We start from the raw sequence: 25,883 nt of genomic DNA, 5'->3' as shown, positions 1-25,883 counted from the left end.
CGATGTCCGGGGACGAAGGAATGAAGCCACGCCTGCTGCTGGTCGAGGACGACCCGATCAGCCACGCCTTCATGCTGGCCGCGCTGCAGGCGCTGCCCGCCCAGGTCGACAGCGCCGATTCGGTCGCCGACGCCCTGCGGCGGGAAGATCAACACGATCTCTGGCTCATCGACGCGAACCTGCCCGACGGCAGCGGCGCGCAACTGCTCGATGGCCTGCGCCGGCTGCATGCGCGCACGGTGGCGCTGGCCCATACCGCCGATCCTTCCTCCGAGCGGCGCGAATCCCTGCTCGCGGCCGGCTTCGCGACGGTGCTGGTCAAGCCGCTGTCCGCGGCGGACCTGCAAGCGGCCGTGCGTCGGCATCTGCCGGCGGGTGCGTCGACCACGCACGACTGGGACGAGTCGGCCGCGCTGAAGGCGCTCAATGGCAACCGGGAACACGTGGCGACCTTGCGTCGACTGTTCCTGGACGAGTTGCCCGCCAGCGTCGGCGCGGTCGAACAGTCCTTCCGCGATGGCAACCAGGAAGCCCTGCGCGCCGTCCTGCACAAGCTGCGCGCCAGCTGTGGCTTCGTCGGCGCCAGCCGCCTGGCGACGGCCGCGCAGCGACTGCATCACGCGCCCGGTTCGCTGGAAGCGCTGATGGATTTCCGCGCCGCGGCCGACGCGCTCCGCGACTGATGCAGTGCTTTCCGCGCCTCAGGCGCGCGGCTTCAGCCGGCCCAGTTCGCTGATCAGTTCCCAGGACTTGAGGCCGCGCGGCCCCAGGTGATGCGCCAGGACGCCGCGCAGGGCCAGCCGCAGGCTGGCCAGATCCTCGGCCGGAGGCGCCTGGTTGGCCGCCAGCGCCAGCAGCGCGCGGCCGGTCGCGGCGGCGCTGCGGTCGCTGTGTCCACGATCGCTGAGCAACCGGCGCGGTCCCTGTTCCGGATCCAGCTGGTAACGCGCGGCCGGATCGATCACGCGGCCGTCGCTGTCATGTTCCAGCGAGAAGCCGAACCCCAGTGCGTCCAGCAAATCCCGTTCGAACCGCCGCAATGTCCACGCCAGCGGCTGGCCGCCGCGAACCCGTTCGCGCGCGGCGGCATAGGCATGGAACAGGTCCGGCAGCGGATCGTGGCGGGGCGCCAGCCGCAGCACCAGTTCATTGAGATAGAAGCCCGCCAGCATCGCGTCGCCGCCCAGCCTCGGCGCGGTGTCCAGCGCCTCGGCGGCCACCAGCCGGGCCAGTTCGCCGCGCAGTTCGGCATCGAGCCGGATGTACTGCAGCGGTTGCAGTGCGGCACGCAGCGCCTGCTTCTTCGGTCCGGTCACGCCGCGCGCCACCAGTCCCAGCCGGCCACGGTCCTCGCTCAGCACTTCCACCAGCAGGCTGGTCTCGCGCCAGGGCCGCGCATGCAGGACGAACGCGTGTTCGCCGGTGAGGTGCATTTCAGCGGCCGGGATTCGGGATTGGGGATTGGGGATTCGCGAAAGCGGAGGGACACGAATCGGGACTTGCCTGCTCGCGTCGCCCCGACTTACTCATAGCCGAACGCCTTGAGGGCGGTTTCGTCGTCGGACCAGCCTTCGCGCACGCGTACCCAGGTTTCCAGGAAGACCTTGCGACCGAACAGGTGTTCCATCTGCATGCGCGCCTTGCTGCCGATTTCCTTCAGTCGCGCGCCCCCCTTGCCGATCACGATCGCCTTCTGGCTTTCGCGCTCGACCCACACCACCGCGCCGATGCGCAGCAGTTCGCCCTGCTTGGGCGAGGTTTCCTCGGTGAAGCGTTCGATTTCCACGGTGGTGGCGTATGGGAGTTCCGCACCGAGCTGGCGCATCAGCTGCTCGCGGATCAGTTCGCCGGCCAGGAAGCGTTCGCTGCGATCGGTGATTTCGTCCTCGCCGAACATCGGCGGCGCTTCCGGCAGCAGCGCCAGCACGTCCTTCACCAGTGCTTCCAGGCCATTGCGCTTGAGCGCGGAGATCGGATGCACGGCGGCGAACTTGCGCCCCTCGGAAACCTGCGCCAGGAACGGCAGCAGCGCGCTCTTCTCGCGCAGTCGGTCCACCTTGTTGATCACCAGCACCACCGGGATGCCGGCGTCGCTGAGCACGTTGTAGGCCAGGGTGTCCTCGTCTTCCCAACGGCCGGCCTCGATCACCAGCAGGCCCGCGTCCACGCCTTCCAGCGCGCCGCGCGCGGCACGGTTCATCACCCGGCTCATCGCCGAGGCGGAGAACTTGCCCTGCTGCTTGTGCAAGCCGGGCGTGTCGACCAACACGATCTGCCCGGCCGGGAAAGTCGCGATGCCCAGCAGGCGATGGCGGGTGGTCTGTGGCCGGCTGGACACGATGCTGACCTTGGCGCCGACCAGCGCATTGGTCAGGGTCGACTTGCCCACGTTGGGGCGGCCAATCACGGCAACGCTGCCGCTATGCGTTTGGGGGGTGTCGCTCATTCGACGGTGTTCCGTTTGGTCTCTGCCAGTTGATCCAGCAGCGCCGCGGCGGCGGCCTGCTCGGCGATGCGCCGTGAGGTGCCCTCGCCCTCGGCCGACAGCGGTGGTTCCTGGATGCTGCAACGGGCCACGAACTGCTTGGCGTGGTCGTCGCCGCTCTCGGACACCAGTTCGTACAGCGGCAACGGCCGCTGGCGCGCCTGCAGCCATTCCTGCAGGCGGGTCTTGGCATCCTTTTCGGGTTTGCCGACGGGCAGCGCGGCCAGCGAATCCTCGAACCACGGCAGCACCACCGCCCGGCACGCCTCGAAACCGGCGTCCAGGTAGATGGCGGCCACCAGCGCTTCCAGCGCGTCGGCGAGGATCGAGTCGCGACGATGTCCGCCGGACTTCATTTCTCCCGGCCCCATCGTCAACCGCGCGCCCAGTTCCATGCGCCGGGCGATGGTGGCCAGCGACGCCTCGCGCACCAGTTCGGCGCGCGCGCGGGTCAACGCGCCTTCATCGGCCTTGGGCCAGCGCTGGAACAGCGCCTCGGCGACCAGCAGGTTGACGATGCCGTCGCCGAGGAATTCCAGCCGTTCGTTGTGCGGCGCCCCGGCGCTGCGATGGGTCAGGGCCTGCCCCAGCAAACCCTGATTGACGAACTCATGCGTGAGCCGGAGTACGCTCAAACCTTATTCCGAACCGCCGCGGCGGGTCAGTTCCTCGGTGGTGTCGAACTTGCCGACCACGTCGAGGTTGCCGACCATCGAGCGGCGCACTTCGTAATTGACCTTCATCAGCCAGCCGCCATCGGTGCGTTCGAAGTTGACGTTGGCCGGCTTGACGTTCTCGGTGTAGTCGATCGCCAGGTGACGGAAGAACTTGTCCTGGATGCGCTGCGGATCCATGTCGGCGATGCCGGGTTCGGCGGCCAGGCCGCGCATCGCGGTCCGTACCGAGTAGTACTCCTGGTACATCGGGAACAGCTTCATGGCGATGAACGCGGCGAACCCCACCACCGCGAGCACGACCAGGAAGCCAATCAAGGTGATGCCACTCTGATGCTTGTGATTCATTGCCAGTCCCCCGTTGAACACGCCCTGGATGATGTTGCCGTCACTGGATGCGGTTGCCGATCCGGGACGGTTCGAAGCTCCCCTTGCAGAACCAGTCCTCGCAGTTCAGCCAGATCAGGAAGGCCTTGCCGCGCAGGTTCTCTTCCGGCAGGAAGTGGGTCTGGGTCCACAGCCGGCCGTCCTCGCTATTATCACGATTGTCGCCCATCACGAAATAGTGGCCCGGCGGCACGATCCACTCGCCCTCGCCGGTGGCCCGCTCCAGCACTTCCAGCACCTTGTGCGGGCGGCCCGGGAGCTGTTCCTCCAGCAGGGTCGCGCTCTCGGCACCCATCGGCAGGCCACGGCCGGCGTAGGTGCCCAGGGTCTGGTAGGCCAGCGGCTGGCCGTTGATGGAAACCGTATTGCCCTGGAAGCCGATGCGGTCGCCCGGCAGGCCGATCACGCGCTTGATCCAGTTGTTCTCCGGGTCGTGCGGCGGCTTGAACACCACCACGTCGCCACGCTTGGGTTCGCCGATGGCGACGAACTTGCGGTTGTTGATCGGCAGGCGCAGGCCATAGGCGAACTTGTTGACCAGGATGAAGTCGCCGATCAGCAGGTTCGGCATCATCGAGCTGGACGGGATCTTGTACGGCTCGGCGACGAAGCTGCGCAGCACCAGCACGATCGCCAGCACCGGGAAGAACGCCCGCGAGTAGTCCACCAGCACCGGTTCCTCGTCCAGCAACCCGCCGCGCGCGGCACGGCGCTTGGCGAAGAACAGCTTGTCGAGCAGCCAGATAACGCCGGTGAGCAGCGTCAACACGACCAGAATAGTTTCGAACCAGACCATCTAGTGTTCCTTCGGAACGGGATTGGGGATTCGGGAGTGGGGATTCGTCTGGAGCGGGGCCATCATCGGCCCGGTTCCTCGCCGCAATCCCGACGCCCAGCTTACTTGTTGTCGACCTGCAGCACCGCCAGGAAGGCTTCCTGCGGGATTTCCACCCGGCCGACCTGCTTCATCCGCTTCTTGCCTTCCTTCTGCTTCTCCAGCAACTTCTTCTTGCGGGTGATGTCGCCACCATAGCATTTGGCCAACACGTTCTTGCGCATGGCCTTGACCGTGCTGCGGGCGATGATCTGCGAGCCCACCGCGGCCTGGATGGCCACGTCGAACATCTGCCGCGGAATCAGTTCGCGCATCTTCTCGGTCAGCTCGCGGCCGCGGCGATCGGCCTGGCCGCGGTGGACGATCAGCGACAGCGCATCGACCTTGTCGCCGTTGATCAGGGTGTCCACCCGTACGAACGGGCCGGCCTGGAAGCGCAGGAAGTGGTAGTCCAGCGAAGCGTAACCGCGACTCACCGATTTGAGCTTGTCGAAGAAATCCAGCACGACTTCGGCCATCGGCAGTTCGTAGCTGATCTGCACCTGGCTACCCATGTAGGTGATGCCGATCTGGCTGCCACGCTTCTCCTCGCACAGCGTGATCACGCTGCCCACGTAGTCCGGCGGGGTCAGGATGTTGGCGCGGATGATCGGTTCGCGGATCTCCTCGATCTGGTTCACCGGCGGCAGCTTGGCCGGGTTGTCCAGCGGCATCACCGTGTCATCGGTCTTCAGGATTTCGTACACCACCGTCGGCGCGGTGCTGATCAGGTTCAGGTCGTACTCGCGCTCCAGGCGCTCCTGCACGATTTCCATGTGCAGCATGCCCAGGAAGCCGCAGCGGAAACCGAAGCCCATCGCCTCGGAGCTTTCCGGCTCGAAGCGCAGCGCCGCATCGTTCAGGCGCAACTTCTCCAGCGCCTCGCGCAGCGCCGGGTAGTCCTCGGCATCCACAGGGAACAGGCCGGCGAACACGCGCGGCTGCATTTCCTGGAAGCCGGGCAGCGGCTTGGGCGCCGGGTCGCTGGCCAGGGTCAGGGTGTCGCCGACCGGCGCGCCGTGCACGTCCTTGATGGACGCGGTGATCCAGCCCACCTCGCCCGCGCCCAGCTTCGACAGCACCTTGCGCTTGGGGGTGAACACGCCGACGCTGTCGACCTGGTGGGTACGGCCGGTCGACATCACCAGGATCTTGCTGCCCGGAACGATGTCGCCCTGCATGACCCGCACCAGCGAGACCACGCCCAGGTAGTTGTCGAACCAGGAATCGATGATCAGCGCCTGCAGCTTGTCGGTGTCGCGCGGCTGCGGCGGCGGGATGCGCTGGACGATGGCTTCCAGCACCAGATCCACGTTCAGGCCGGTCTTGGCGCTGACCGGCACCGCGTCCTCGGCGTCGATGCCGATGACCGCCTCGATCTCGCTCTTGGCACGCTCGATGTCGGCCGTGGGCAGGTCGATCTTGTTCAGCACCGGCACCACTTCCAGCCCCTGCTCCACCGCGGTGTAGCAATTGGCGACCGACTGCGCTTCCACGCCCTGGGCGGCATCGACCACCAGCAGCGCGCCCTCGCAGGCCGCCAGCGAACGCGAGACTTCATAACTGAAGTCGACGTGGCCGGGGGTGTCGATGAAGTTCAGGAAATAGGTCTGCCCGTCCTTGGCCTTGTACGGCAGGGATACGGACTGTGCCTTGATGGTGATGCCGCGCTCGCGCTCGATCGGATTGGAGTCGAGCACCTGCGCTTCCATTTCGCGGGCCTGGAGGCCGCCGCAAAGCTGGATGATGCGATCGGCCAGGGTCGACTTGCCGTGGTCGACGTGCGCGATGATGGAGAAATTGCGGATGTTCCGCATGGAATCAGAGGACATGTGGGGGCGGCGGCCACGGCCGTCGTCAGGATAACGGGGCATTATCGCATGGCCGGAGGCAATCCCTACCTGTGCCCCACAAACATGAACGCCCGCCGGGACCTCCGGCGGGCGTCCGAAAGCAGCCGTGGAAGCAGGCTTACGGCTTGGCGTCGTCGGCGGTCACCGCCAGGAAGCGCGTCACGCCGCCCTGCCGGACCAGCAACATCACGGTCTGACCCGCCTTGACGTCCTTGAGCTGGCCGTTGAGCGCGGCGGCCGAACCGACCGGCGTGCGCCCGACCTGCAGCACCACCATGCCCGGCGCCAACCCGGCTTCACGGGCGGCGCTGCCATTGATGCGCGAGATCAACACGCCCTCGCCTGCCTTCAGGCCCATCTGCTTGCGGGCATTCGCGTCCAGATCCTGGCCGACGATACCCAGCGGATTGTTGCCGGAGGTCTGGGCCGGCTTGCCCGGGACGGCCGGCAGGCCACTGGCGGAAGCCGATTCCTCGCTGAGCTCGGTCAGGGTCACACTCAGGTCCTTGGGCTTGCCATCACGGATCACCGTGATGGTGGCCTTGGTGCCCGGGGTCAGCGCGCCCACCAGTGGCGGCAGATCCGAGGAATCGTTGATACGCGCACCGTTGAAGCCGGTGATGATGTCGCCAGGCACCAGGCCGGCCTTCGCCGCCGGGCTGTCCTCCAGGACCTGATTGACCAGGGCACCGCGGGTATCGGCAGCCCCCATGCCACGTGCCTTTTCCGTCGTCAGCGGCTCGACGACCACGCCCAACTGCCCACGGCTGACCTTGCCGGTCGCCTTCAGCTGGTCCACCGCGCCCATCGCCAGATCGATCGGAATCGCGAAGCTGATGCCCATGTAGCCGCCGGAGGCGGAGAAGATCTGCGAGTTGATGCCGACCACTTCACCGCGGGTGTTGAGCAGCGGCCCACCGGAGTTGCCCTGGTTGATGGCCACGTCGGTCTGGATGAAGGGTACGTAGCGCTGTTCCTGGCCGCCGGTGCTGCGACCGACCGCGCTGACCACGCCGGCGGTGACCGAATGGTCCAGGCCGAACGGCGAACCGATCGCCACCACCCACTGGCCCGGCTTGAGCGTCCTGGAATCACCCAGGCGCACCACCGGCAGGCCCTTGGCCTCGATTTTCAGCAGCGCCACGTCGTACTGCTGGTCGCTGCCGATCACCTTGGCGGTGAACTCGCGGCGATCCGGCAGCTTCACCTTCACCTCGTCGGCGCCGTCGATCACGTGGTGGTTGGTCAGCACGTAGCCGTCGGCGGAAATGATGAAGCCCGAACCGGCGGAGACGCCGCGCGGGCCACGGCCGCGATCCCCCGGGCCCGGCATCTGGAAGCCCGGCGGCAGCATGCGGCGGAAGAATTCGGGAATCTCGTCCTCGCCCATCGCCTCGCCGGCGTCGGCGGTCCGGCGGCTGCCGATCTGGGCTTCGATGTTGACCACGCCGGGACCGACCTGTTCGACCAGGTTGGTGAAATCCGGCAGGCCGCTCACCAGCTGCGGCGCGGACGATTGCGCCACCGCGGGCACCGACGCGGCGACCGGCGTCGCCGGCGCGGGATCGGCCGGGCGCGCGCAGGCGGCCAGCGGCACGGTGAGGATCAGCAGGGACAACACGTTGGAACGGGCACTCAGACTCATCGAATGCGGGCCTCGATTGCGGATGACGGTTCTTGGGGTGGGAAACCCGGCGCGGTCCCGCGCCGGGGAATGACGGTGCGGCCGCGATTCAGCGCTGCGGCGCGCGGGCCGGTTCGACCGGCGGTACCGGCGAGGCCTCGGTGGAAGGCTCGAACGGATAGAACGTACGGGCGCCCGCGTCGCTGGAGAAACCAGCGTTGAAGGCGCCGCTGGCCGGGTACTGCGACAGCGTCGAGCGCGGCCACGGCCGGGCCTGCGGGGCGGCCGGTCCCGGCGAGAACGGATCGCCATTGCGGGCGATCGCGCTCGCCGGGGACGCGGATGCCGGCAGGACAGGTGCGTTGTTGGCGACGGCGGGCACCGCGACCGGCGGCGTGGCGCGGGCCACGGCCCGGACCGGCTCGCGCATCACCCGGCCCGCGGCGCTGCGGGCCGCCTGCTGGGTGCGGGTGGCGCTGCGGCGGGAAGCGGCATCGGCACGACGCGGCACGCTGGCCACGGCCACCGCGGCGGTCGCCGCCGAAGCCAGGGCCTGTTCGGCCGCTCCGGCGCCATCGGCCAGGGTGCCGGTATCGGCGACGGTGGCGGGAACACCCGCGTCTTCGGCCGGCGCGGCTGGCACCGCGGCCACCGACGGTGCGGCGGAAGCGGCGTCCTCCTGCGGGGCCTGCTGGCGAACCATGAACAAGGCGACCAGTGCGACCGAGGCGGCCAATGCACCGCCGCCCCAGCGTGCCAGCCGGCCGCGCGGCGCGCCGGTCGCTTCCTGGTTGGCGGCCGGTTGGCGGGCCTCGGCGGCCACGGCCAGCGCCACCCGGGCGGCGAAACCTTCCGGTGCCGGCGCCTGGGCCTGGCCACGCAGCACGTCGCCGCACAGCTGCCAGCGTTCCCAGCAAGCGTTCAGTTCGCCGTCGTGCTGCAGGCGGCGCAGCAGGAAACGGGCTTCATCGGGCGACAACTCGCCGTCCATCAACGCCGAAAGCTGCTGGCGGTTGTGGATGTCCAGTTTGTCGAGTTCTACGGTCATGGGCGGCTACGCTCCCGGGTGGCACTTTCTGTATCGAGCAAGGGTCGCAACTCGGCATCGATGGCTTCACGCGCACGGAAAATGCGGGAACGCACGGTGCCGATGGGGCAATCCATCTTCTGCGCGATTTCCTCATAGCTCAGACCTTCCACCTCGCGCAGGGTGATGGCGGTCCTCAATTCCTCGGGCAGCGCGTCCACGGCCTTCATGACCGTGCGCTCCAGTTCCTGGCGCATCAATTCGCGTTCGGGGGTATCCGTGTCGCGAAGGCGACTGCCGGCGTCGTACTGCTCGGCGTCGGCGGCGTCGACGTCATCCGTCGGCGGCCTGCGGTTGTGCGCTACAAGGTGGTTCTTGGCGGTATTCACTGCAATCCGATGAAGCCACGTATAGAACTGGGCATCGCCGCGGAAGTTCCCCAGCGCGCGATAAGCGCGCAGGAAGGTTTCCTGGGCCACGTCCTGGCATTCGCTCCAGTCATGGATGTAGCGCCCGATCAGGGCCACCACCCGATGCTGGTACTTGCGCACCAGCAGATCGAAGGCCGCGCTGTCGCCGCGCTGCACCCGCTTGACCAGTTCGAGGTCCAACTCCTGTGTTGAATCGGTTCCGGCCATGCCGGGCTGCACTCCTGTGAGCTCGGCCATCAGCCGGGCAATGTGACCGCATCCGCGGAAAAAAGTTCACGGGTGGGTCGCGGGCCTGACCGGCCCCGTTTCCCATCCCGCCGGCGCTCCGGGCCGGGCCATCGCGCGGCTCCGGGCAACAACGCCCGGAACCGGCATGCCAGCCGGGAAAAACCGGCGGGATATCAAGAATTTAACCGCCGGCGCGGGATCATTTCCCCGGCCGTCGATCAACCCCTCTCCCGGATATGCGGATTTGACGCGGGTTAAACAACCTCGGGATGATAGCGGTCTTGTCCATACGTAAACGGATGGTCCGATCATGGCCGCAAACTTCGATGGGCTTCGATTCAGTCACTGGCAGACCGAACTGCGCAGCGACGGCATCGTCGTCCTCAGCTTCGACCGCCAGGGTGCCAGCGTCAACGCGTTCTCCCAGGACGCGTTGATCGAGCTGTCCGATCTGCTCGAACGCCTCGCCATCGACCCGCCCAAGGGGTTGGTGCTGCGCTCGGCCAAGAGCTCCGGTTTCATCGCCGGCGCGGACCTGAAGGAGTTCCAGGAATTCGATCGCCGCGGCACCGTCAACGACGCCATCCGTCGCGGCCAGACCGTGTTCCAGAAGCTGGCCGAACTGCCCTGCCCGACCGTCTCGGCCATCCACGGCTTCTGCATGGGCGGCGGCACCGAGATTTCGCTGGCCTGCCGCTATCGCGTGGCCTCCAGTGACGCGTCCACCCGCATCGGCCTGCCGGAGGTGAAGCTGGGCATCTTCCCGGGCTGGGGCGGCAGCGCGCGCCTGCCGCGGCTGATCGGCTCGCCCAAGGCGATGGACATGATGCTCACCGGCCGCACGTTGTCGGCCAGCGCCGCCCGCGCGATGGGCCTGGTGGACAAGGTGGTGGAACCGGCGGTATTGCTGGACACCGCCATCGGCCTGATCCAGAACGGCGTGCAGCGTCCGTTCCAGCAGCGCTTCCTGGGCTGGATCAGCAACACCTGGATCGCGCGCAAGATCCTGGCGCCGCAGATGACCAAGCAGGTCGCCCGCAAGGCGCCGCGCGCGCACTATCCCGCGCCCTACGCGCTCATCAACACCTGGCTGCAATCCGGCGGCAAGGGCATCCAGGGCCGTCTGGACGCCGAGCGCAAGGCGGTGGTCAAGCTGGCATCCACTCCGACCGCGCGCAACCTGGTGCGGATTTTCTTCCTGACCGAGCGGCTCAAGGGCCTGGGTGGCAAGGACCATGGCATCCAGCGCGTGCACGTGGTCGGCGCCGGCGTGATGGGCGGCGACATCGCCGCGTGGTCGGCCTACAAGGGTTTCGAAGTCACCCTGCAGGATCGCGAGCAGCGCTTCATCGACGGCGCGATGACCCGCGCGCAGGAACTGTTCGCCAAGCGGGTGAAGGACGAGGCCAAGCGTCCGGCGGTGGCCGCGCGGCTGAAGAGCGACCTGGCCGGCGACGGCGTGCCGGAAGCGGATCTGGTGATCGAGGCGATCATCGAGAACCCGGAAGCCAAGCGTGATCTGTACCAGTCGGTCGAGCCGCGCCTGAAACCCGACGCGCTGCTGACCACCAACACCTCGTCCATTCCGTTGACCGAGCTGCGCGAGCACATCCAGCGACCGGCGCAGTTCGCCGGCCTGCACTACTTCAATCCGGTCGCGTTGATGCCGCTGGTGGAAATCATCCGCCACGACGCGATGGCGCCGGAGACCGAAAAGCGCCTGGCGGCGTTCTGCAAGGCCATCGACAAGCTGCCGGTGCCGGTCGCCGGCACGCCCGGCTTCCTGGTCAACCGCGTGCTGTTCCCGTACATGCTGGAAGCGGCCAACGCGTATGCCGAAGGCATTCCCGGCCCGGTCATCGACAAGGCGGCGGTGAAGTTCGGCATGCCGATGGGACCGATCGAACTGATCGACACCGTCGGCCTGGACGTGGCCGCCGGCGTAGGCATGGAACTGGCTCCGTTCCTCGGCCTCACGGTTCCCGCCGCCCTGGGCAACGTGGAATCCGGCAAGCGCGGCAAGAAGGACGGCCAGGGTCTGTACAAGTGGGAGAACGGCAAGCCGGTCAAGCCGGAGGTGCCGCAGGACTACAAGGCGCCGGAGGATCTGGAGGACCGCCTGATCCTGCCGCTGCTCAATGAAGCGGTGGCCTGCCTGCACGATGGCGTGGTGTCCGACGGCGATCTGCTGGATGCCGGCGTGATCTTCGGCACCGGTTTCGCGCCGTTCCGTGGCGGCCCCATCCAGTACATCCGCAGCACCGGCGCCGACACGCTGCTGGCCAGGCTCAAGGCCCTGCAAGCGCGCCACGGCGATCGCTTCGCCCCGCGTCCCGGCTGGGATTCGGAAGCGCTGCGGCAACCCGCCGCGTGAGTCAAAAGAAAAGGCCGCGATGCGGCCTTTTTCTTTTGAACCTCCTCTTGTGGGAGCGACGTCAGTCGCGATTCGCGATGCCAAACGCGTCCTGACGAGCGTCGATCCGGATTGACAGGTTCGCGACTGACGTCGCTCCCACAGGGATGCCGGCCCAGGATCCGATAATGTCGACGAGGTTGGCTATGATCCGGTCGCATGAAGCCTCCCTCCTCCGACTGGCAGCCCCTGCTCGATCAATGGCAACTCACCGTTGATGGCGACGCCTTCGCCACGCCCGGCAGCCAATTGCTGCCGGTACGCTGGCGGGGCCGCCCCGCCATGCTCAAGCGGGCACTGACCGCGGAGGAAAAATCCGGCGGTGCACTGATGCGCTGGTGGAACGGCGACGGCGCCGCGCACGTGTATGGGCATGAAGACGACACCCTGCTGATGGAACGCGCCACCGGCACGCGCGATCTGTTCGCGATGGCGCTGGACGGCCGGGACGATGAAGCCAGCCGCATCCTCTGCGCCACCCTCGCCCGCCTGTATGCGCCACGCGCCGCTCCGCCGCCAGCGCACCTGGTGCCGCTGCGGCCGTGGTTTCGTTCGCTGGAAGCGGCGTCGGGAGAAAACACGCGCTTCGCCCGCTCCTGGGCTACCGCCCGGGCACTGCTGGAACACCCGCAGGATCCAGTGGTCCTGCACGGCGACATGCATCACCGCAACGTGTTGGACTTCGACGAGCGCGGCTGGCTCGCCATCGATCCCAAATGCGTCACCGGCGAACGCGGCTTCGACTACGCCAACCTGCTGACCAATCCGGACCTGCCCACCGTCACCCGGCCCGAACGCTTCCATCGTCAATTCGATGTGATTGCCGAGGCTGCGCGGTTGGAGCCGCAACGCCTGCTGCGTTGGGTGGTCGCCTTCGCCGGCCTGTCGGCGGCATGGTTCCTGGAGGATGAGGACGAACAGGGCATCGCCTCGGACTTCGCCGTCGCCGATCTGGCGCAAGCGATGCTGGACGGTTGAGAGGCATCCGTCTGCGGGTTTCGCGGGACGGGTGAAGTATCCGCGGCCTGCCGGGTCACACCAGTCCGTGCTCGGCTTTCACAGGGTGGCGAACGAGCCGGGACGGCAGGGCGAAGGAGCGCCCCCATCCGCCCTTCGGGCACCTTCCCCCGCAGCGCGGGGGAAGGGACTTTGACAGGCATCAGTGGCCTGCGCGTCAAACCACTATCAACAGAAAAGACGCATGCAGAAAACGGAGGCCAGCCCTCGCCCGGCGCTCCGATTCGGGTACGCTTGCGCCGTTCGTTCCCGTCCCCGTTCCGGGAGTCCGCATGTTCGATACCCCTCGGCACCGTCGCATCGCCGCCGTCGTCGCCTTGATTTACGTCGCCGTGCAATCTTTCCAGTGGTACGTGTTCGGGCATCTGCCGGAAGCCGGCGATCCGGTGCAGCAACTGCTGCAGGGGCCACATCCGCTCAACCTGGCGCGCGCGACCAGCATGCTGCTGTCGTTCTTCGGGCTGGCCTATCTGTTCCTGGTGGCCTGCGGTATCGCCTGGCGGCGCAATCCTGCACTGGCGGTGTTGGCGTTCCTCGGCTTCTTCGTGTTCTGCCTGCTGGAAGTCCATTTGCGCGCGGTGGAGCTGTTCCATGTCTACCTGGCCCTGCCGGAGCAATACCGGGCCACCACCGACACGGCCGAACACGCACGCATCCTGGCCGCGCAGGGCAGCTTCCAGTCGGTGCAGTACGCGCTGTACTTCCCGCTGGGCCTGTCGTGGCTGCTGGGCAGCGTGCTGGCATGCCTCGCGCTGGGCCGCGACCGCATGCACTGGCTGGCGCTGTGGGCCTTCGGCCTGAATGCCGTGCGACTGTTCCTGCGGATGATCGACAGCTACCTCATCGGACCGAAGTTCGACGCGCTCTACGGCACGCTCTACCTGCCGCTGGTCTATCTGAGCTTCGTGCCGCTGGCGATCTGGCTGTGGCGCCAGAAGACCCCGCCGTCCTCTTAGGGTGGGTCAAAGCATACCCAGGTCATGCCTGCGCGATTGTCGGCCACATCCGAAAGAGCAGGAAAAACGACAGCGGGGGACCCAGCGCCGCCGCACAGGTCACCGCCCATCGGCGTACACCGCGCACCGCGTGCGCCCTACCCAGTTTCCAGGCTACGACAAGATTGATGCCCCAGGCCAGGAGGATAGAGAATCCGGGTCCATGCCCATTTCTTTCCAGGACCACCGCGATTGCGCCCGCAGTGGCGAACGCAATCAGAAACCACCTTCCTGCATCCCAGAAGTGGTGTGGTGACTCAATCCGCATTCTTCCTCCTTGTTCGCTTCATAATCGTGGTTCGCCTGAGGTCATTGACGCTTGTTCCAATATGCCATTCCACAGTAAGCCAGTCCTCCGCAAATGACCCCCACCACCGGCGCGACAAAAACGCCTATCCACATGGCGATGTAGGCAGGCCCATCGCAGGGTGATTGGCAATCGCCGTCCGGGATGAGCAGGCGCATCAACACAGCCAAGGATCCCAAAGCCCCCAGGACGAAGCCCACGACACCGGCGAGCAGCGCCAAGCCTTCTCTCAGGAATCGCATCGAACACCTCCTTGCCATGGACCGGTCCCAGTCCGCCAATTCTTTGCCCGTCGAAGGTGGGCGTCTGTTCTCTGCTCACCTCTCCGCTTCCGGTCCAAAGATGACGGTGGGGCGTGCTCACTCTCCTACGCGTGTTCGTGAAATGGTGGAACAAGTCCGTGCTCATCCAGCACGGTCTTGTAGTGATCCAGATAGGCCAGCAACGTATCGCGCAAGTCGGTGAGTTCATCCTGTGCTTCCGCAGGAAGCACGCCACGCGCGGCCTCGCACGCCGCATCGGCACACTGGAACATCATGAACAATGCATCGCCCTGCACCAGCACGCCGGGATGCTTGCGACCGTGATGGCGCAGCACGACCGCGTTGGTGCGGTCGGAATAGATTTCCACGCGTTCCTCGTACATTCCCCCTCCCAAGGTCCTGTCGTTCCGGGCGCCCGTGTTGCGCCATTCAACATCCCATCGGCACCGCAAACACCAGTCGCGTCACCGGTTTCCAGCGACCGTCCACACGCGCTTCCACCTGGATTCTGATTTCGCTGATGGTCGAATACATCGGCGAGTCGGCCGGTGACTTGATGTCCTTGATGAGGCCTAGCCAATGCTCCGTGGTCTCCTGCGTGTCGCTCCAACCGGCCAATGCCTCGCGGGCGGCGACGCGGATTTCATCGGGAGTGGCCCGGGGAACACATCCGGATTCCTCGTCGGTCGGTGTTGGCACGGTGAAACGGCGCCCGTCGGCGCTGCTGGCGACATGCCATTCCGATACGCAATGGCGGAAGTCGATCAGGTCCACATGCGGACCTTCTCCGCTGATGCCCAGGCTGGTTTCAAACTGCACACGCACGCGGTACTCGCCACCCGGTCCGCCCCTGGGCGTCAGATTCAGGGTACCGCCGTAGATTTCATCGCCCGGTTCCAGGCTTTCTTCGATGCGCGCGCCGGGTGCGTCCCAGGTATAGGCGCCGGCTGACAGCTCGGGCGCGTTGAGGGTGATGCGGTCCAGCGACTGCGCCGAAGCCGTGCCGCACAGGCCGGCCAGCAACCAGGCCACTCCCATGATCCATTGGTCCAACTTCCCTGTCATCGCCCGTCCCCCGCCGGTCGCGGCACTTTAGCCGAGCTGGAACGGGCGGACAATCCGCAGCAGTGGCGACCTTTTCCGGGTGAACAGCCTTGGCGGGCGACGCTTCAGCGCCAGCTGTTCTTCCGGCTCGGCGGCGGCGGCTGGCTTTCGTCGAGGACGGGCACCAGCTTTCCCAGGCCAACACGGCTGAAATCCCCGGTGCCGTGGAAGTCGAGCTGGCCGAAGCTCTTCGCGTTCAGTGCGTCGCTGCCCAGAAACACTTCCTCGCCAACGACCAGCGGTCGGACCGTGCTGCACACCGTCTGCGGAATCCGCAGCACGCTGATGCCGGCCTGCTTCCACGCCACATCGGGGAGAATCCGGCGGACCACGGAACTGTCCACCCACACATCCACCGTATCGTTCGTGATCGAACGGCACTTCCCGATTCCAATGTCGAACGCCATGCAACCTCCTACTGGGCCGTACTTCTGAGAGTGAACAAATAGCCGCGCGCCATGAGCAGATCCCGCATCCGGGCTTCCGCGCCGTGCCGGTCGAACGTCTCGCCCACCCAGAGTCCGTAGCTCGGGCGTCCCGGGTGCTCGCCACCGCGCGCCTGCCGCGTCACGTTGATATCCAGCGAACCGCAGGCAGTCGCCCACATGACCCGCAACTCGTCCGGACCGACGGACTGCGCGGCGCCCACATGCAGGACAAACACCTGACGACGACCTCGGGACACGATGCATCCTTGGCCACAAGGCCATGAGTGTGTGCCGAAAGGAAGTGTGGTCGCCTTGGATGGATGGCGAGAATGAGCTGCCGCTCAGCAAGTCCTACACATATACGCTCTCGGGACGGGTCCTGCAAGAATCGAGGGGCCGAACTCACTCCTTTTTAACAAACAGCATCCTAGTTTTCAGGCATGGGGCCACGAGACATTCACATGCTCAGACTCAGCCAACCCAAGACACTGGAGGACGAATCCAGGCAGTTGTCTTTGCTCATCAAGAGCGTCACGGACTACGCCATCTACATGCTCGATCCCGAAGGCTACATCTGCTCCTGGAATCCGGGCGGCCAGCGCATCAAGGGTTATTCCGCGCGGGAAATCATCGGCGAGCATTTCTCCCGCTTCTACACGCCCGAGGACATCGCCGCCGAGGTTCCGCGCAACAATCTCCGCGCCGCCGCCGAAAACGGCGGCCTCTCCGCCGAAGGCTGGCGCGTGCGCAAGGACGGCAGCCGGTTCCTGGCCAGCATCGTCATCGAACCCATCTGGGAGGATGGCGATTTGATCGGATTCGCCAAGGTCACGCGCGACGTGACCGAGCGGTATTCGGCGCAGAAGCGACTGGAGGAAGCGCGCGACGCCCTGCTGCAGGCGCAGAAGATGGAGGCCATCGGCAAGCTCACCCTGGGGCTGGCGCACGACTTCAACAACCTGCTCACGGTCATCCTCAACAGCCTGGACGTGATCGCGGCCAGGACGGTCGGCAACGACAACATCGCCTCGCCGCTGAAGGCCGCCATCCGCGCCTGCGACCGTGGCGCCCTGCTCACCCGCCAATTGCTGACCTTCGGACGCGGGCAGAACCTGCTTTCACAACCTACCCACCTGAGCGAACTCATTCGCAAGTCGGCCGACCTGTTCGAGCGTGCCTGCGCGGATCAGGTCAGCCTGCGCTTCGAGCTGTCCGATCATCTCCCGCCCGTGCTGGTGGATCGGGCCCAGTTGGAAGCGGCCATCCTCAACCTCGTCTGCAACAGCCGCGACGCCCTGTCCGGGAACGGCAGCATCGTCGTGCGGACGTCCGCCGCCCTGATGAACAATCCCCTGCAGCCCGACAGCGAACCCTCGCTGCACGTCTGCGCCGAGGTCAGCGATGACGGGCCCGGCATTCCCGTCGAGCTGCAAGCCAGGGTATTCGACCCCTTCTTCACAACCAAGGAAGTAGGAAAGGGAAGTGGCCTCGGTCTCAGCCAGGTGTTCGGCCTGGCTTCCCAGTCCGGTGGATTTGTCCAACTCGCCAGCAGTCCCGGTCAAGGCGCCACGTTCCGCATCTGGTTGCCCGCAGGCATGGAGAAAGACGATGGAGAAGGTTCGCAGGGTCCTGTTCGTTGAAGACGAGCCCGACATCGCGGAAGTCGTGGCCGACGCCCTGTCTTCGGAAGGGTTCGAGGTCTGCGTGGCCGCCAACGGCCGCGATGCACTGGAACTGCTCCATACCGGCATCCCGTTCGATTCGGTGATTACCGATGTGAGCATGCCGGACGGCGTGTCCGGTATCGACGTGGCCCACGAGGCCGCGCGGCTCAATCCCGCCGCGAAAATCATCGTCGCCTCCGGCCATCAGCTGGGGCATCTGCCGCAACTGCCGGAACGCTTCGAGTTCATTCCCAAGCCGTACCGGTTGATGGGCTTGTTGAATGCAATCAGCTGAGGGCATCCAGCCACGGCGTCTCATCGCGACGCCGGCGTCCCCGGCGGCTGGATGGCCGGCGCATGCCGCGCCATCAGTTCCACCACCCAGTCGATGAACACCCGCAGCTTGCGGCTGACGTGCCGGCTGGGCGGGAACGCCAGATACAACGGCATCGCGTCGAGTTGCCAGTCCTCGAACAGCCGCACCAACTCGCCGCGCGCCGTCGGTCCATTGGCCATGTATTGCGGCAGCCAAATCACCCCCAGGCCGGCCACCCCGGCGGCCAGATAGGCATTGCCGTCATCCACCGACAATACGTGGCGTCCCTGCACGCGCACCTCTTCCCCGCCCTGGCGCAGGGGAGACATCAAGGCACTGCGGATGCGCGAGCTGCGGTAGCCGACGATGCGGTGCCGGCCGTCTTCCAGTGCCTGCGGATGCGCCGGCGTGCCGTTGCGCGCGAGGTAGGCCGGTGCGGCATAGACGCCGAGTGGCAGATCGGCGACATGGCGGGCGCGCAGTGACGGGTCGGCGAGTTCGCCGCCGCGCACCACGCAGTCCACGTTCTCGTCGATCAAATCCACCTTGCGATCGCTCGCGCCCAGATCGAGTTGGATATCCGGATAGCGCGCGTGGAAATCCGGAAGCGCCGGCACCAGCACCAGACTGGCCAGCGGTGCGGGCACGTCCACGCGCAGGCGCCCGCGCGGCGATGCGGAAGCAGCGGACAGACTGGTCTCGGCGTCGTCCAGGTCGCCCAGCAGGCGCACCACCCGCTCGTAGTAGGCGGCGCCGTCGGCGGTGACATTGACCTTGCGCGTGGTGCGGTTCAGCAGCTTGACCCGCAGATGGGTTTCCAGTTGCTGCACCAGTTGGGTGACGCGGGTCTTGCTGGACTGCAAGGTCTCGGCCGCCTTGGTAAAACTGCCGGTTTCCACCACGCGGACGAAGGCCTGCATCGCATCGAGACGGTCCATGGGGGTTCCGGACGTTGGGATTGTTTGGATTCTACAAACAGTGATCCCGCGTTCGGCGTGTTTATCCCTCCAGGGCGGCTACCTAGAGTGAGCGGCAGAAACCGGGCGCCGCCCCATCAGGAGATTTCCATGAGTACCCGTGATGTCGTCTTTCCCCCGGGCCGCCGTGCCCTGTACGAGCGCAACCGCTATTCCCCGGCGGTGCGTTCCAACGGTTTCCTGTTCGTGTCCGGGCAGGTCGGCAGCCGCGAGGACGGCTCGCCGGAGCCGGATTTCGAGGCGCAGGTCCGACTGGCGTTCGCCAATCTGGAAGCAACCCTGAAGGCCGGTGGCTGCGGGCTGGACGACATCGTCGACGTGATCACTTTCCATACCGATCCGGAGCACCAGTTCGACACCGTCATGCAGATCAAGAACGAAGTCTTTCCAGAAACGCCCTATCCCAACTGGACCGCGGTCGGCGTCAACTGGCTGGCGGGCTTCGATTTCGAGATCAAGGTGATTGCAAGGGTTTCCGGCTGAAGCTGAGAGGATTCGATAGTTTCTCCGGATCACTCGCGAACATCCGACAGCGGCCGAGTCATGCGAGCGCCGGGACGGCGGCAGCGCAGATCCCGAAACTGGAAAAAGCGAGGACAGCCATGGAGGCCGCCGCCTCATCACCCACTGATATACTCCGCTCGGGAGATAGGGGGAGAATGGACGTGCGCAAGCGATCGGGTGTGGTGCTGGTGATGGTGGCCGGCGGTATATGCGCTGGCTTGCTCTGGGCTTCGCAGAGTTTGGCCGACTTCATTCGCCGGCCCTCTTCCCGGTCAGATATTCCGGCTGGCGCGCTGTCCGACACGCGCGCTGGCAGGCGACTGGCCGTTGCTCGCCAGCCGCTCGCCGGCCGCCAGCCGCTTTTTGCTTACCGTTCCTCCAGCGCATGGACCAGCGCTACGGCAGGCGCGCACCGCCAGGCAGGCACCGCCTTCCCGTCGATGTCACCGGTGTCCCTGAAGCAACAGGGCTACTCGATGTCTGCGCCTGAGTTCCTCTCGGATCCAGCGACCGCCCGGGCGAACTCCATTGCCGTGGGCGACGTTTCCGGCGACGGAAGGGACGACCTCGTGTTCCTATCCCAGTACCCCGCACAAGACCCGGCGAATTACCGTACGGACATTTACGCCGCTTACCAGCGCGTCGATGGTCGCCTCGATGCGGCCGTCAAGATCGGTGAGACGGGCAACAATCTCGCATACCAGCTCCTGGTGGCCGATATGGACCGGGACGGTGTAGGGGACATTGTTACCGCCACCCTGGGTGGGGTAAAGGTGCTCCGGTCGAATGCGGATGGCACCTTTACGTCGAGTACCGCGGTGGCCGGTGACCCTTACGACTTGGTGGTGACCGACGTAGATCGCGACGGTCACCTCGATGTCCTCGTCGACTCGAGCAACACATCAGCCACCGTCGTCCATGGCGACGGCCATGGCGGTATCGCGCGCACCTCGACGCTGCCCTTGCCCTCCTCCGCGGTTCGCACGACAGGCGACGTCACTGGCGACGGCCTGGATGATCTCATCCTTGCCACAATCTTCAACAGGCCGCTGCAGGAATTTCATGTTTACCGGGCACTGGCATCAGGAGGCTACGCAGCGCCGGTGGTGATCTATCGGCCAAACGGCTCCAACCACGCAGGGTCACTCGCGGTCGGCGATTTCAACTCTGATGGTCGCGGCGACCTGGCGTGGGAGGAAGCGAAGGACTACGCAGATCTGCACCTGTATTTCCAGGATCCGCAAGGTAATCTCCCATTATCGAGTGTCGACATCCCCAGGAACAGAGGTAGCGGATCGCTGCTCGCCACCGACCTCGACCGCGATGGCCGGACCGATTTGGCGATCGCGCACACCGGATGGAGCTACGTCGGATATTACCTTCAGGCAGGTACTGGCTTCACACCCGAGACCCTCATTGATGCCTACCAATTTCATGGTCGGCTCAACTACTTCGCAACAGGCGACCTCAACCATGATGGGTGTGGCGATCTAGCTATCTCCCGATGGAGTCAGTCGCCGGTGCTGTTATTTGGCCAAGGATGCGGTGTCCGTCAGGCTGTTGCCGATTGCCGTCTGCCTCCAATGATGGCTGCACAGGCGGCTAGCTTGGTATCTCCACTCGTACGGCGTTAGTGCGGGGGCAACGTCGGAGAAGACATTTGCCGCTGAAACTCTGTGCCTTCCTGGACTTTCTGGTCGAGAAGCGCGACGCGCCCGCCGCCTGAGCGGGCCACGGATGCCTCGGCAAAACTCATGTCGGCGTTGGGGAAGGACCATGTCCAATGCCCGTGCTGGCCTTTCCTTCCTGCGAGACGAACTCCGGCAGCAAATCCGGTTACCCAGGCAGATTCGCGCGAATCAGGCGCGCGGTTTCCGCCAGTTGGGTAGTAGGAACGCGAACCCTGGCCAGGCGCTGCGCATTCCCGCTCGGATCGTGCGGCGTCCCCCGTTGACGGCCGGCGCCATCGAAGGTCGCGAGTTGGGGCGGTCCGATGCCCCAGTCGCTGCCCTTCTGCCGGGGCACGACATGGAAATGGAAGTGCGGTGTTTCCTGTCCGCTGTAGACCCCGTTGTTCTGGAACGTCAGTATTCCAAGGGGCTGATATGTCCTGACCAGCGCCTCCGCGAGCCGCTTGGCCGACACCAGTACTTCCTCGCATTCCTGGCGGGAAAGATCGAGCAGCGTGGCGACATGCCGGCGTGTGATGACGCAACACTGGCCGGCTTCGAATTGCCACGGATTGATCACGGTGAGCGTATGTTCGCCCTCATCGATGACCGCCCATCTGTCTTCGCGCCCTGCCGTTTCACACAGATCACAAGGGTCTCTTATGGGAAGCTCGATCAATTGCCCTCTCCTGTCCGTTCGGCAGTTCGACACCGGAGCGTCCGCAAAGTCTACTACGGGTCGGAAGGCACCTGGTCCAACCGTCAAAACCAAGCCAGCCAACTATCTGACAGCGAGGCAGTGGGATCCACCCTCGCCTGCCACTGGCAATGCTGTGGCCGTCAGTCCCACCAGAAGTACCAGTTGCCGCCATTGACGAGGACCTTGGCGAGATTCTCCACGGACTGAACGCCCTGAAAAACGATATCTGCGCAATAGACAAACTGCTCGCGGGCGAGGATGCGGGCTTCTTCCATGGTCTTTGGTGGATTCGCGACGCTGAACTCCACCGTGTCAGGGCCTATCGCGGTCACGACAGCGCCATATCGTTCGAACCATGACTTGAAAAAGGCCACATGCACCTCGGTAGCCGGACATTCGTTCCAGCTACCCAACTTCAGGTGCGCGGGAACCTCCCATGACTTGGCCGTGGGAATCAAGGCAATGTGGACGAGTCGCTTTGGCTCGCCGCTGAGAACATCGAACGCGAGCGAGAGAGGTTGGGCCTGTTCCGGCTCGCCGGTTGTGGCAGATTCCGACGGCGCCTCATGGTAGTACTCGGGATCCGCAGCGATGCGCTCCTCTATCCAGCCTGGAACATCCAGGGCTTCTCCCGCCGAAATGATTTCGTCCACGGACGACTCGGCATATTCGAACGCCTCGAGCACCCGCTCGATGTCCTCTTCGTCTCCGAGTACGACAGGAGTGACGGAAGGTTCGCGATTACGCAAGGCGAGGACCGTGGAGAACGCCTCGGCTCCCGGCACCTCCAGGGTCTCCCAGGGAACCGCGACCGGAGCGACATCCGGTGGCGGCGCAGCCGATGCAGGTTTGACTGTACTCCTGGAACCAAAAAGCGATTTCAACCAGTTCATTCCCGCCTCCTTGTTGTCGAAACTGATGATTATTCCTGACAAACCCATAAACGCCGGTGCGGATCAGTGTGCCTTGAACGACCACTTCGGATCGATAGCAATGTTGAAGATGGGTTCGGTTTGACCGTCACCTGGCAGGGATGCGGGGCCATATAGAGTTCTGAGAAGTCAACTGGGTGCGGGACCAGCACCATGCAAGTACAAGCGACACGACATCAATGGGCTCGAATCGGCGGCCACGACCTCTTCCTTCGCGAGGCCGGGCCGCCCGGTACGCCGGTGCTGCTCCTGCCCCATGGCTATCCCTGCTCTTCTTTCCAGTTCCGGCGGCTGATGCCGGCGCTGTCCGACCGCTGGCGGACGGTGGCGTTCGACTGGCCCGGGTTTGGCTACAGCGATACGCCGGCTGCGGGAGAGTTCGGTTACGACTTCGACGCCTACGAGGGTGTGCTGACGGCGGTGGCCGATCATCTGGGTCTGGAGCGCTACGCCTTGTGGCTGCACGACTACGGTTCGCAGATCGGGTTGCGCCATGCCATCGCCCATCCGGACCGCATCGCGGCCCTGATCATCCAGAACGGGGATATCTACGAGGATGTGCTCGGCCCCAAATACGAAGCCATCCAGGCGTACTGGCGAAACAAGACGCCGGAAGCGCATCGACCGCTGGAGGAAGCGGTCAGCGAGGAAGGCTTCCGGCACGAATTCGTCGGGGAAGTGAATGAAACCGTCGCCAAGCGCGTGCCACCGGATCTATGGAAGCTGCATTGGCCGCTGATGGATACGCCGGTGCGCCGGCAGGTTGCCGTCGGCCTGATGGAAAAGCTGGAGGCCAACCTGGCGTGGTTCCCCCGCTATCAGACCTATCTGCGCGAGCATCACCCCCCTGCCCTGATTGTCTGGGGTCCGGAGGATGGCTATATGCCGGCCGAATCCGCACGGGCCTACCTGCGCGACCTGCCGCAGGCCGAATTGCACCTCATCGAGGATGCCGGCCATTGGCTGCTGGAAACCCATTTTGACGAAGCGCTGCCGTTGGTGCGGGATTTTCTGACGCGTTGTCATGCATGACTGCGGAGGGCATCCCTCGTCACTTGTAGTAGACATCAATCGTCGCGCCGGTACTGAAGGGGCCGAGGGTGGGTTTGTCAGTCAGCCATTTGAGCTGGGCGAAGAACTTCTTCGCCACCACCATGTCACCGGTGCGAGGAATCAGGTCAAACTCCTGATTGAAGGGAACGGCGCTTTCGTCTTCCGCACGCCGCAGGGTGATGCCCACCGACGGGTTGTCGTTCGGCACCAGCACATGATTGCCGGGCTGAATGGTGCCGTTGAGGGGTTTCATCAGGGCAGTCAGCGCGTACACGCTGGTGCAGGGTTTCCTGGCGGTGATGCTGAAAGGCACGACCTTGGCGATCTTGTCCCGCTCGGCGTACATCGAATGGATGCCACCAAACCGAATGGTTCCGGGTTCGATGGACAGGGTGGAGGCGCAGGCAACGTAGTGCAGCTTGTCCAGGCCGGTCACGATCATGCGCAGGTTCCGGTCTGGCACGTTGTTGAGCGCCTGCGCGCCGTCCAACTGGAAGATGGGATACTCGCCGCGTATGCCGGTCAGCGGGCCGTCCTGACCGCCGCCGGGTCCCGAGCGCTTTGCCAGGAAGAAGTTGAAGGTCAGCGTGAACTTGACCATGAACCGGGTGCCGCCACATCCCCGGCCCTGCGTTCCCCAGCAAGCGGGGACGACAGCATCGAGCTTGATCTTGCAGTTTCCTCCCCCCTGTCCCCCGCCGATGGCGGAACAGCGCTTGTCGCCCGGACCGCTACCATCGGCAGGACCTACCAGTCCGATCCCTATTTCCACATCCCTCCCCAATTCGCTCAAATTCGGGTCGTCGGGACTCATGTAGAAGTAGACGTTCTCGGCACCGGCATCGCGATCATGAAAGCAGGTGATGACGAAGGTATAGGTGGGCGATCGCCACAAGACCGTGCCCGCAGGCAGCACTCTGGGTACTGCGACCGTGGTACCGATGCCCTGCTTGTAGGTGACAGTCCCTCCACCTGTCGGGGGCCGATCTTTTACGCAGACCATCGCATGGCTCTCATGCGCCAACACACACAGCGAAGCTGCCAGCAGGATTCGGACAATGTAATTCATGGTGCTTCTATGAACTCCCTGCATGACGCATGGCCACGCTCGAATGACGATCCCCACGGGGGAGACAGACAGGCATGCCTCGGCGACCAGAGACTGCTCAACGCATACCGCACGAACGGGAAAGAGCGCTCGGTCTCCCGGGACGGGCTCCCATGAAAGCTAGCGATGCTAACTTTCGTTGCCATTGATTCTTGAAGAGACCGAATGGCGATTTCTTTAGGAATCGTCTTAAAAAAAACGCGAACTGACCCGCGACACGTTCGCGCAATCGATCGCGCTCGCACGCATAGGATTGCCGCAATAGAGAAGCCTATGGCCGGGATGCCCTGCTGAACGCATGGTTGGCGAGATGGCTGTTCGTCAGCCCACGGGTTGGCCGTTGGCCTTGGCTGTTCGATGCGAACCCTGGATTGCCGCCCTACGAAGCAACGCTCGGTCAGAACGAATCGCCGGGCCGCTTTCCGCGCGAAGTTCCCCTCTCCGCGTCGTCTTGGGTGGTTAGTGACGCAAGAATCCGCCCGCGGCACGTCTCCAGGATCTCGTCCACCAGGGGTGAGTCATCCGGGCAGGCGCGCGACAGGAGAATGCCTCCGCATGGGCGTGCCGATGGTCAACAACTGCGGACACTCTCCGCGCTCCATGATGCTGGCGCGCTGCGTCCGATCCTCGGCCGCAAGTTCGGGTTCGACGAGACACTCGAGGCGATTGCCTACGTGGAATGGGGCCGGGCAAGGGGCAAGGTTGTCATCGCGATGCCACCCGCAGGCGCCGCCTGACAATCCGTTCGAGCCTTGCGGCGCTGTTTGATCATGGCGCCGGATGTGCCGCATTGATTGGAGCGGCCATTCAAACCAGCATCGGCTGCCGGGCGACGGATGCCGGGGTCGA

26 protein-coding genes and 1 pseudogene are annotated in these 25,883 nt (G+C 65.1%); 9 read left to right on the top strand and 18 right to left on the bottom strand.

Going from position 1 to position 25,883, the window contains the following annotated elements; translation table 11 throughout:
- Positions 1 to 20: 20 nt before the first annotated feature.
- Positions 21 to 683 (top strand): response regulator, encoded by a 663-nt coding sequence (locus tag IB228_RS13415; protein ID WP_225562451.1) that lies wholly within the window; start codon positions 21 to 23, stop codon positions 681 to 683.
- Positions 684 to 701: 18 nt separating this feature from the next.
- Here the strand turns inward: IB228_RS13415 and recO are convergent, their stop codons facing one another.
- The 9 genes from recO to rpoE all read right to left on the bottom strand — a co-directional run bounded on the left by recO (position 702) and on the right by rpoE (position 9,562).
- On the bottom strand, positions 702 to 1,433 hold the full coding sequence (gene recO / locus IB228_RS13410; protein WP_192198855.1) for a DNA repair protein RecO: 732 nt from the start codon (positions 1,431 to 1,433) through the stop codon (positions 702 to 704).
- 89 nt (positions 1,434 to 1,522) lie between these two features.
- On the bottom strand, positions 1,523 to 2,446 hold the full coding sequence (era, locus tag IB228_RS13405) for a GTPase Era (RefSeq protein ID WP_141456378.1): 924 nt from the start codon (positions 2,444 to 2,446) through the stop codon (positions 1,523 to 1,525).
- The gene (rnc, locus tag IB228_RS13400) at positions 2,443 to 3,120 is read right to left on the bottom strand and encodes a ribonuclease III (protein WP_141456377.1); all 678 of its coding nucleotides are present in this window, start codon (positions 3,118 to 3,120) and stop codon (positions 2,443 to 2,445) included. The genes era and rnc overlap by 4 nt, the downstream gene beginning before the upstream one ends.
- A gap of 3 nt (positions 3,121 to 3,123) precedes the next feature.
- The gene (locus IB228_RS13395; RefSeq protein ID WP_141456376.1) at positions 3,124 to 3,507 is read right to left on the bottom strand and encodes a DUF4845 domain-containing protein; all 384 of its coding nucleotides are present in this window, start codon (positions 3,505 to 3,507) and stop codon (positions 3,124 to 3,126) included.
- A gap of 40 nt (positions 3,508 to 3,547) precedes the next feature.
- Positions 3,548 to 4,342 carry a signal peptidase I gene (gene lepB / locus IB228_RS13390; protein WP_183637513.1) on the bottom strand — a complete coding sequence of 265 codons (795 nt, stop codon included), beginning with the start codon at positions 4,340 to 4,342 and terminating at the stop codon, positions 3,548 to 3,550.
- Between the two features lie 101 nt (positions 4,343 to 4,443).
- Positions 4,444 to 6,252: a translation elongation factor 4 gene (gene lepA, locus IB228_RS13385; protein ID WP_183637515.1), complete on the bottom strand. Its 1,809-nt coding sequence runs from the start codon at positions 6,250 to 6,252 to the stop codon at positions 4,444 to 4,446.
- 139 nt (positions 6,253 to 6,391) lie between these two features.
- Entirely contained in the window at positions 6,392 to 7,918 is a 1,527-nt protein-coding gene (locus IB228_RS13380; RefSeq protein ID WP_183637517.1) for a DegQ family serine endoprotease, read from the bottom strand.
- A gap of 88 nt (positions 7,919 to 8,006) precedes the next feature.
- Entirely contained in the window at positions 8,007 to 8,945 is a 939-nt protein-coding gene (locus tag IB228_RS13375) for a sigma-E factor negative regulatory protein (protein WP_192198854.1), read from the bottom strand.
- Positions 8,942 to 9,562 (bottom strand): RNA polymerase sigma factor RpoE, encoded by a 621-nt coding sequence (gene rpoE, locus IB228_RS13370; protein ID WP_141456371.1) that lies wholly within the window; start codon positions 9,560 to 9,562, stop codon positions 8,942 to 8,944. The genes IB228_RS13375 and rpoE overlap by 4 nt, the downstream gene beginning before the upstream one ends.
- A gap of 331 nt (positions 9,563 to 9,893) precedes the next feature.
- Between rpoE and IB228_RS13365 the strand changes: the two genes are divergently transcribed.
- The 3 genes from IB228_RS13365 (at position 9,894) to IB228_RS13355 (ending at position 13,969) form a co-directional block, all read left to right on the top strand.
- Entirely contained in the window at positions 9,894 to 11,957 is a 2,064-nt protein-coding gene (locus tag IB228_RS13365; RefSeq protein WP_192198853.1) for a 3-hydroxyacyl-CoA dehydrogenase NAD-binding domain-containing protein, read from the top strand.
- Between the two features lie 198 nt (positions 11,958 to 12,155).
- On the top strand, positions 12,156 to 12,974 hold the full coding sequence (locus IB228_RS13360) for an aminoglycoside phosphotransferase family protein (protein WP_192198852.1): 819 nt from the start codon (positions 12,156 to 12,158) through the stop codon (positions 12,972 to 12,974).
- Positions 12,975 to 13,285: 311 nt separating this feature from the next.
- Positions 13,286 to 13,969: a hypothetical protein gene (locus IB228_RS13355; RefSeq protein ID WP_192198851.1), complete on the top strand. Its 684-nt coding sequence runs from the start codon at positions 13,286 to 13,288 to the stop codon at positions 13,967 to 13,969.
- Positions 13,970 to 14,317: 348 nt separating this feature from the next.
- Here the strand turns inward: IB228_RS13355 and IB228_RS13350 are convergent, their stop codons facing one another.
- From IB228_RS13350 to IB228_RS13330, 5 genes are all read right to left on the bottom strand, one after another.
- Positions 14,318 to 14,557 carry a hypothetical protein gene (locus tag IB228_RS13350; protein WP_192198850.1) on the bottom strand — a complete coding sequence of 80 codons (240 nt, stop codon included), beginning with the start codon at positions 14,555 to 14,557 and terminating at the stop codon, positions 14,318 to 14,320.
- Positions 14,558 to 14,682: 125 nt separating this feature from the next.
- Positions 14,683 to 14,961 carry a hypothetical protein gene (locus IB228_RS13345; RefSeq protein ID WP_192198849.1) on the bottom strand — a complete coding sequence of 93 codons (279 nt, stop codon included), beginning with the start codon at positions 14,959 to 14,961 and terminating at the stop codon, positions 14,683 to 14,685.
- Between the two features lie 46 nt (positions 14,962 to 15,007).
- Complete coding sequence (locus tag IB228_RS13340) at positions 15,008 to 15,643, bottom strand: hypothetical protein (RefSeq protein WP_183637533.1); 636 nt, start codon at positions 15,641 to 15,643, stop codon at positions 15,008 to 15,010.
- Positions 15,644 to 15,747: 104 nt separating this feature from the next.
- Positions 15,748 to 16,089 carry a hypothetical protein gene (locus IB228_RS13335; RefSeq protein ID WP_183637536.1) on the bottom strand — a complete coding sequence of 114 codons (342 nt, stop codon included), beginning with the start codon at positions 16,087 to 16,089 and terminating at the stop codon, positions 15,748 to 15,750.
- 8 nt (positions 16,090 to 16,097) lie between these two features.
- On the bottom strand, positions 16,098 to 16,367 hold the full coding sequence (locus IB228_RS13330; RefSeq protein ID WP_183637538.1) for a hypothetical protein: 270 nt from the start codon (positions 16,365 to 16,367) through the stop codon (positions 16,098 to 16,100).
- A 211-nt stretch (positions 16,368 to 16,578) separates the two neighbouring features.
- On the opposite strand from IB228_RS13330, the pseudogene IB228_RS13325 reads away from it, so the two are divergent.
- Together IB228_RS13325 and IB228_RS13320 are read left to right on the top strand one after the other, a co-directional pair.
- Positions 16,579 to 17,750 (top strand): annotated as a pseudogene (locus IB228_RS13325) (ATP-binding protein); the annotation flags it as partial.
- Positions 17,719 to 18,069: a response regulator gene (locus tag IB228_RS13320; RefSeq protein WP_183637543.1), complete on the top strand. Its 351-nt coding sequence runs from the start codon at positions 17,719 to 17,721 to the stop codon at positions 18,067 to 18,069. The pseudogene IB228_RS13325 and the gene IB228_RS13320, both read left to right, overlap by 32 nt.
- A 20-nt stretch (positions 18,070 to 18,089) precedes the next feature.
- Here IB228_RS13320 and IB228_RS13315 read toward each other — a convergent pair whose 3' ends face one another.
- Complete coding sequence (locus IB228_RS13315) at positions 18,090 to 19,028, bottom strand: LysR family transcriptional regulator (protein WP_192198847.1); 939 nt, start codon at positions 19,026 to 19,028, stop codon at positions 18,090 to 18,092.
- 129 nt (positions 19,029 to 19,157) lie between these two features.
- Here IB228_RS13315 and IB228_RS13310 point away from each other — a divergent pair, with 129 nt between their 5' ends.
- Both IB228_RS13310 and IB228_RS13305 read left to right on the top strand, forming a co-directional pair.
- Positions 19,158 to 19,550, top strand: a complete 393-nt coding sequence (locus tag IB228_RS13310) for a RidA family protein (RefSeq protein WP_192198846.1) — start codon at positions 19,158 to 19,160, stop codon at positions 19,548 to 19,550.
- A gap of 176 nt (positions 19,551 to 19,726) precedes the next feature.
- Positions 19,727 to 21,205 (top strand): VCBS repeat-containing protein, encoded by a 1,479-nt coding sequence (locus IB228_RS13305; RefSeq protein WP_192198845.1) that lies wholly within the window; start codon positions 19,727 to 19,729, stop codon positions 21,203 to 21,205.
- A gap of 202 nt (positions 21,206 to 21,407) precedes the next feature.
- On the opposite strand, the gene IB228_RS13300 is transcribed toward IB228_RS13305, so the two are convergent.
- Positions 21,408 to 21,920 carry an HIT family protein gene (locus tag IB228_RS13300; RefSeq protein WP_192198844.1) on the bottom strand — a complete coding sequence of 171 codons (513 nt, stop codon included), beginning with the start codon at positions 21,918 to 21,920 and terminating at the stop codon, positions 21,408 to 21,410.
- Positions 21,921 to 22,081: 161 nt separating this feature from the next.
- Complete coding sequence (locus IB228_RS13295) at positions 22,082 to 22,834, bottom strand: DUF4253 domain-containing protein (RefSeq protein WP_192198843.1); 753 nt, start codon at positions 22,832 to 22,834, stop codon at positions 22,082 to 22,084.
- Between the two features lie 279 nt (positions 22,835 to 23,113).
- Between IB228_RS13295 and IB228_RS13290 the strand changes: the two genes are divergently transcribed.
- On the top strand, positions 23,114 to 23,905 hold the full coding sequence (locus tag IB228_RS13290; protein WP_343227081.1) for an alpha/beta hydrolase: 792 nt from the start codon (positions 23,114 to 23,116) through the stop codon (positions 23,903 to 23,905).
- 19 nt (positions 23,906 to 23,924) lie between these two features.
- Here IB228_RS13290 and IB228_RS13285 read toward each other — a convergent pair whose 3' ends face one another.
- Complete coding sequence (locus IB228_RS13285; protein ID WP_192198841.1) at positions 23,925 to 24,995, bottom strand: fimbrial protein; 1,071 nt, start codon at positions 24,993 to 24,995, stop codon at positions 23,925 to 23,927.
- Positions 24,996 to 25,883 lie beyond the last annotated feature (888 nt).

It is taken from the genome of Pseudoxanthomonas sp. PXM04 (genome assembly GCF_014851695.1).
Classification (GTDB): Bacteria; Pseudomonadota; Gammaproteobacteria; order Xanthomonadales; family Xanthomonadaceae; genus Pseudoxanthomonas_A; species Pseudoxanthomonas_A beigongshangi.
The sequence above is the reverse complement of the archived record's forward strand: the minus strand, read 5'-3'. Positions and strand labels throughout refer to the sequence as shown.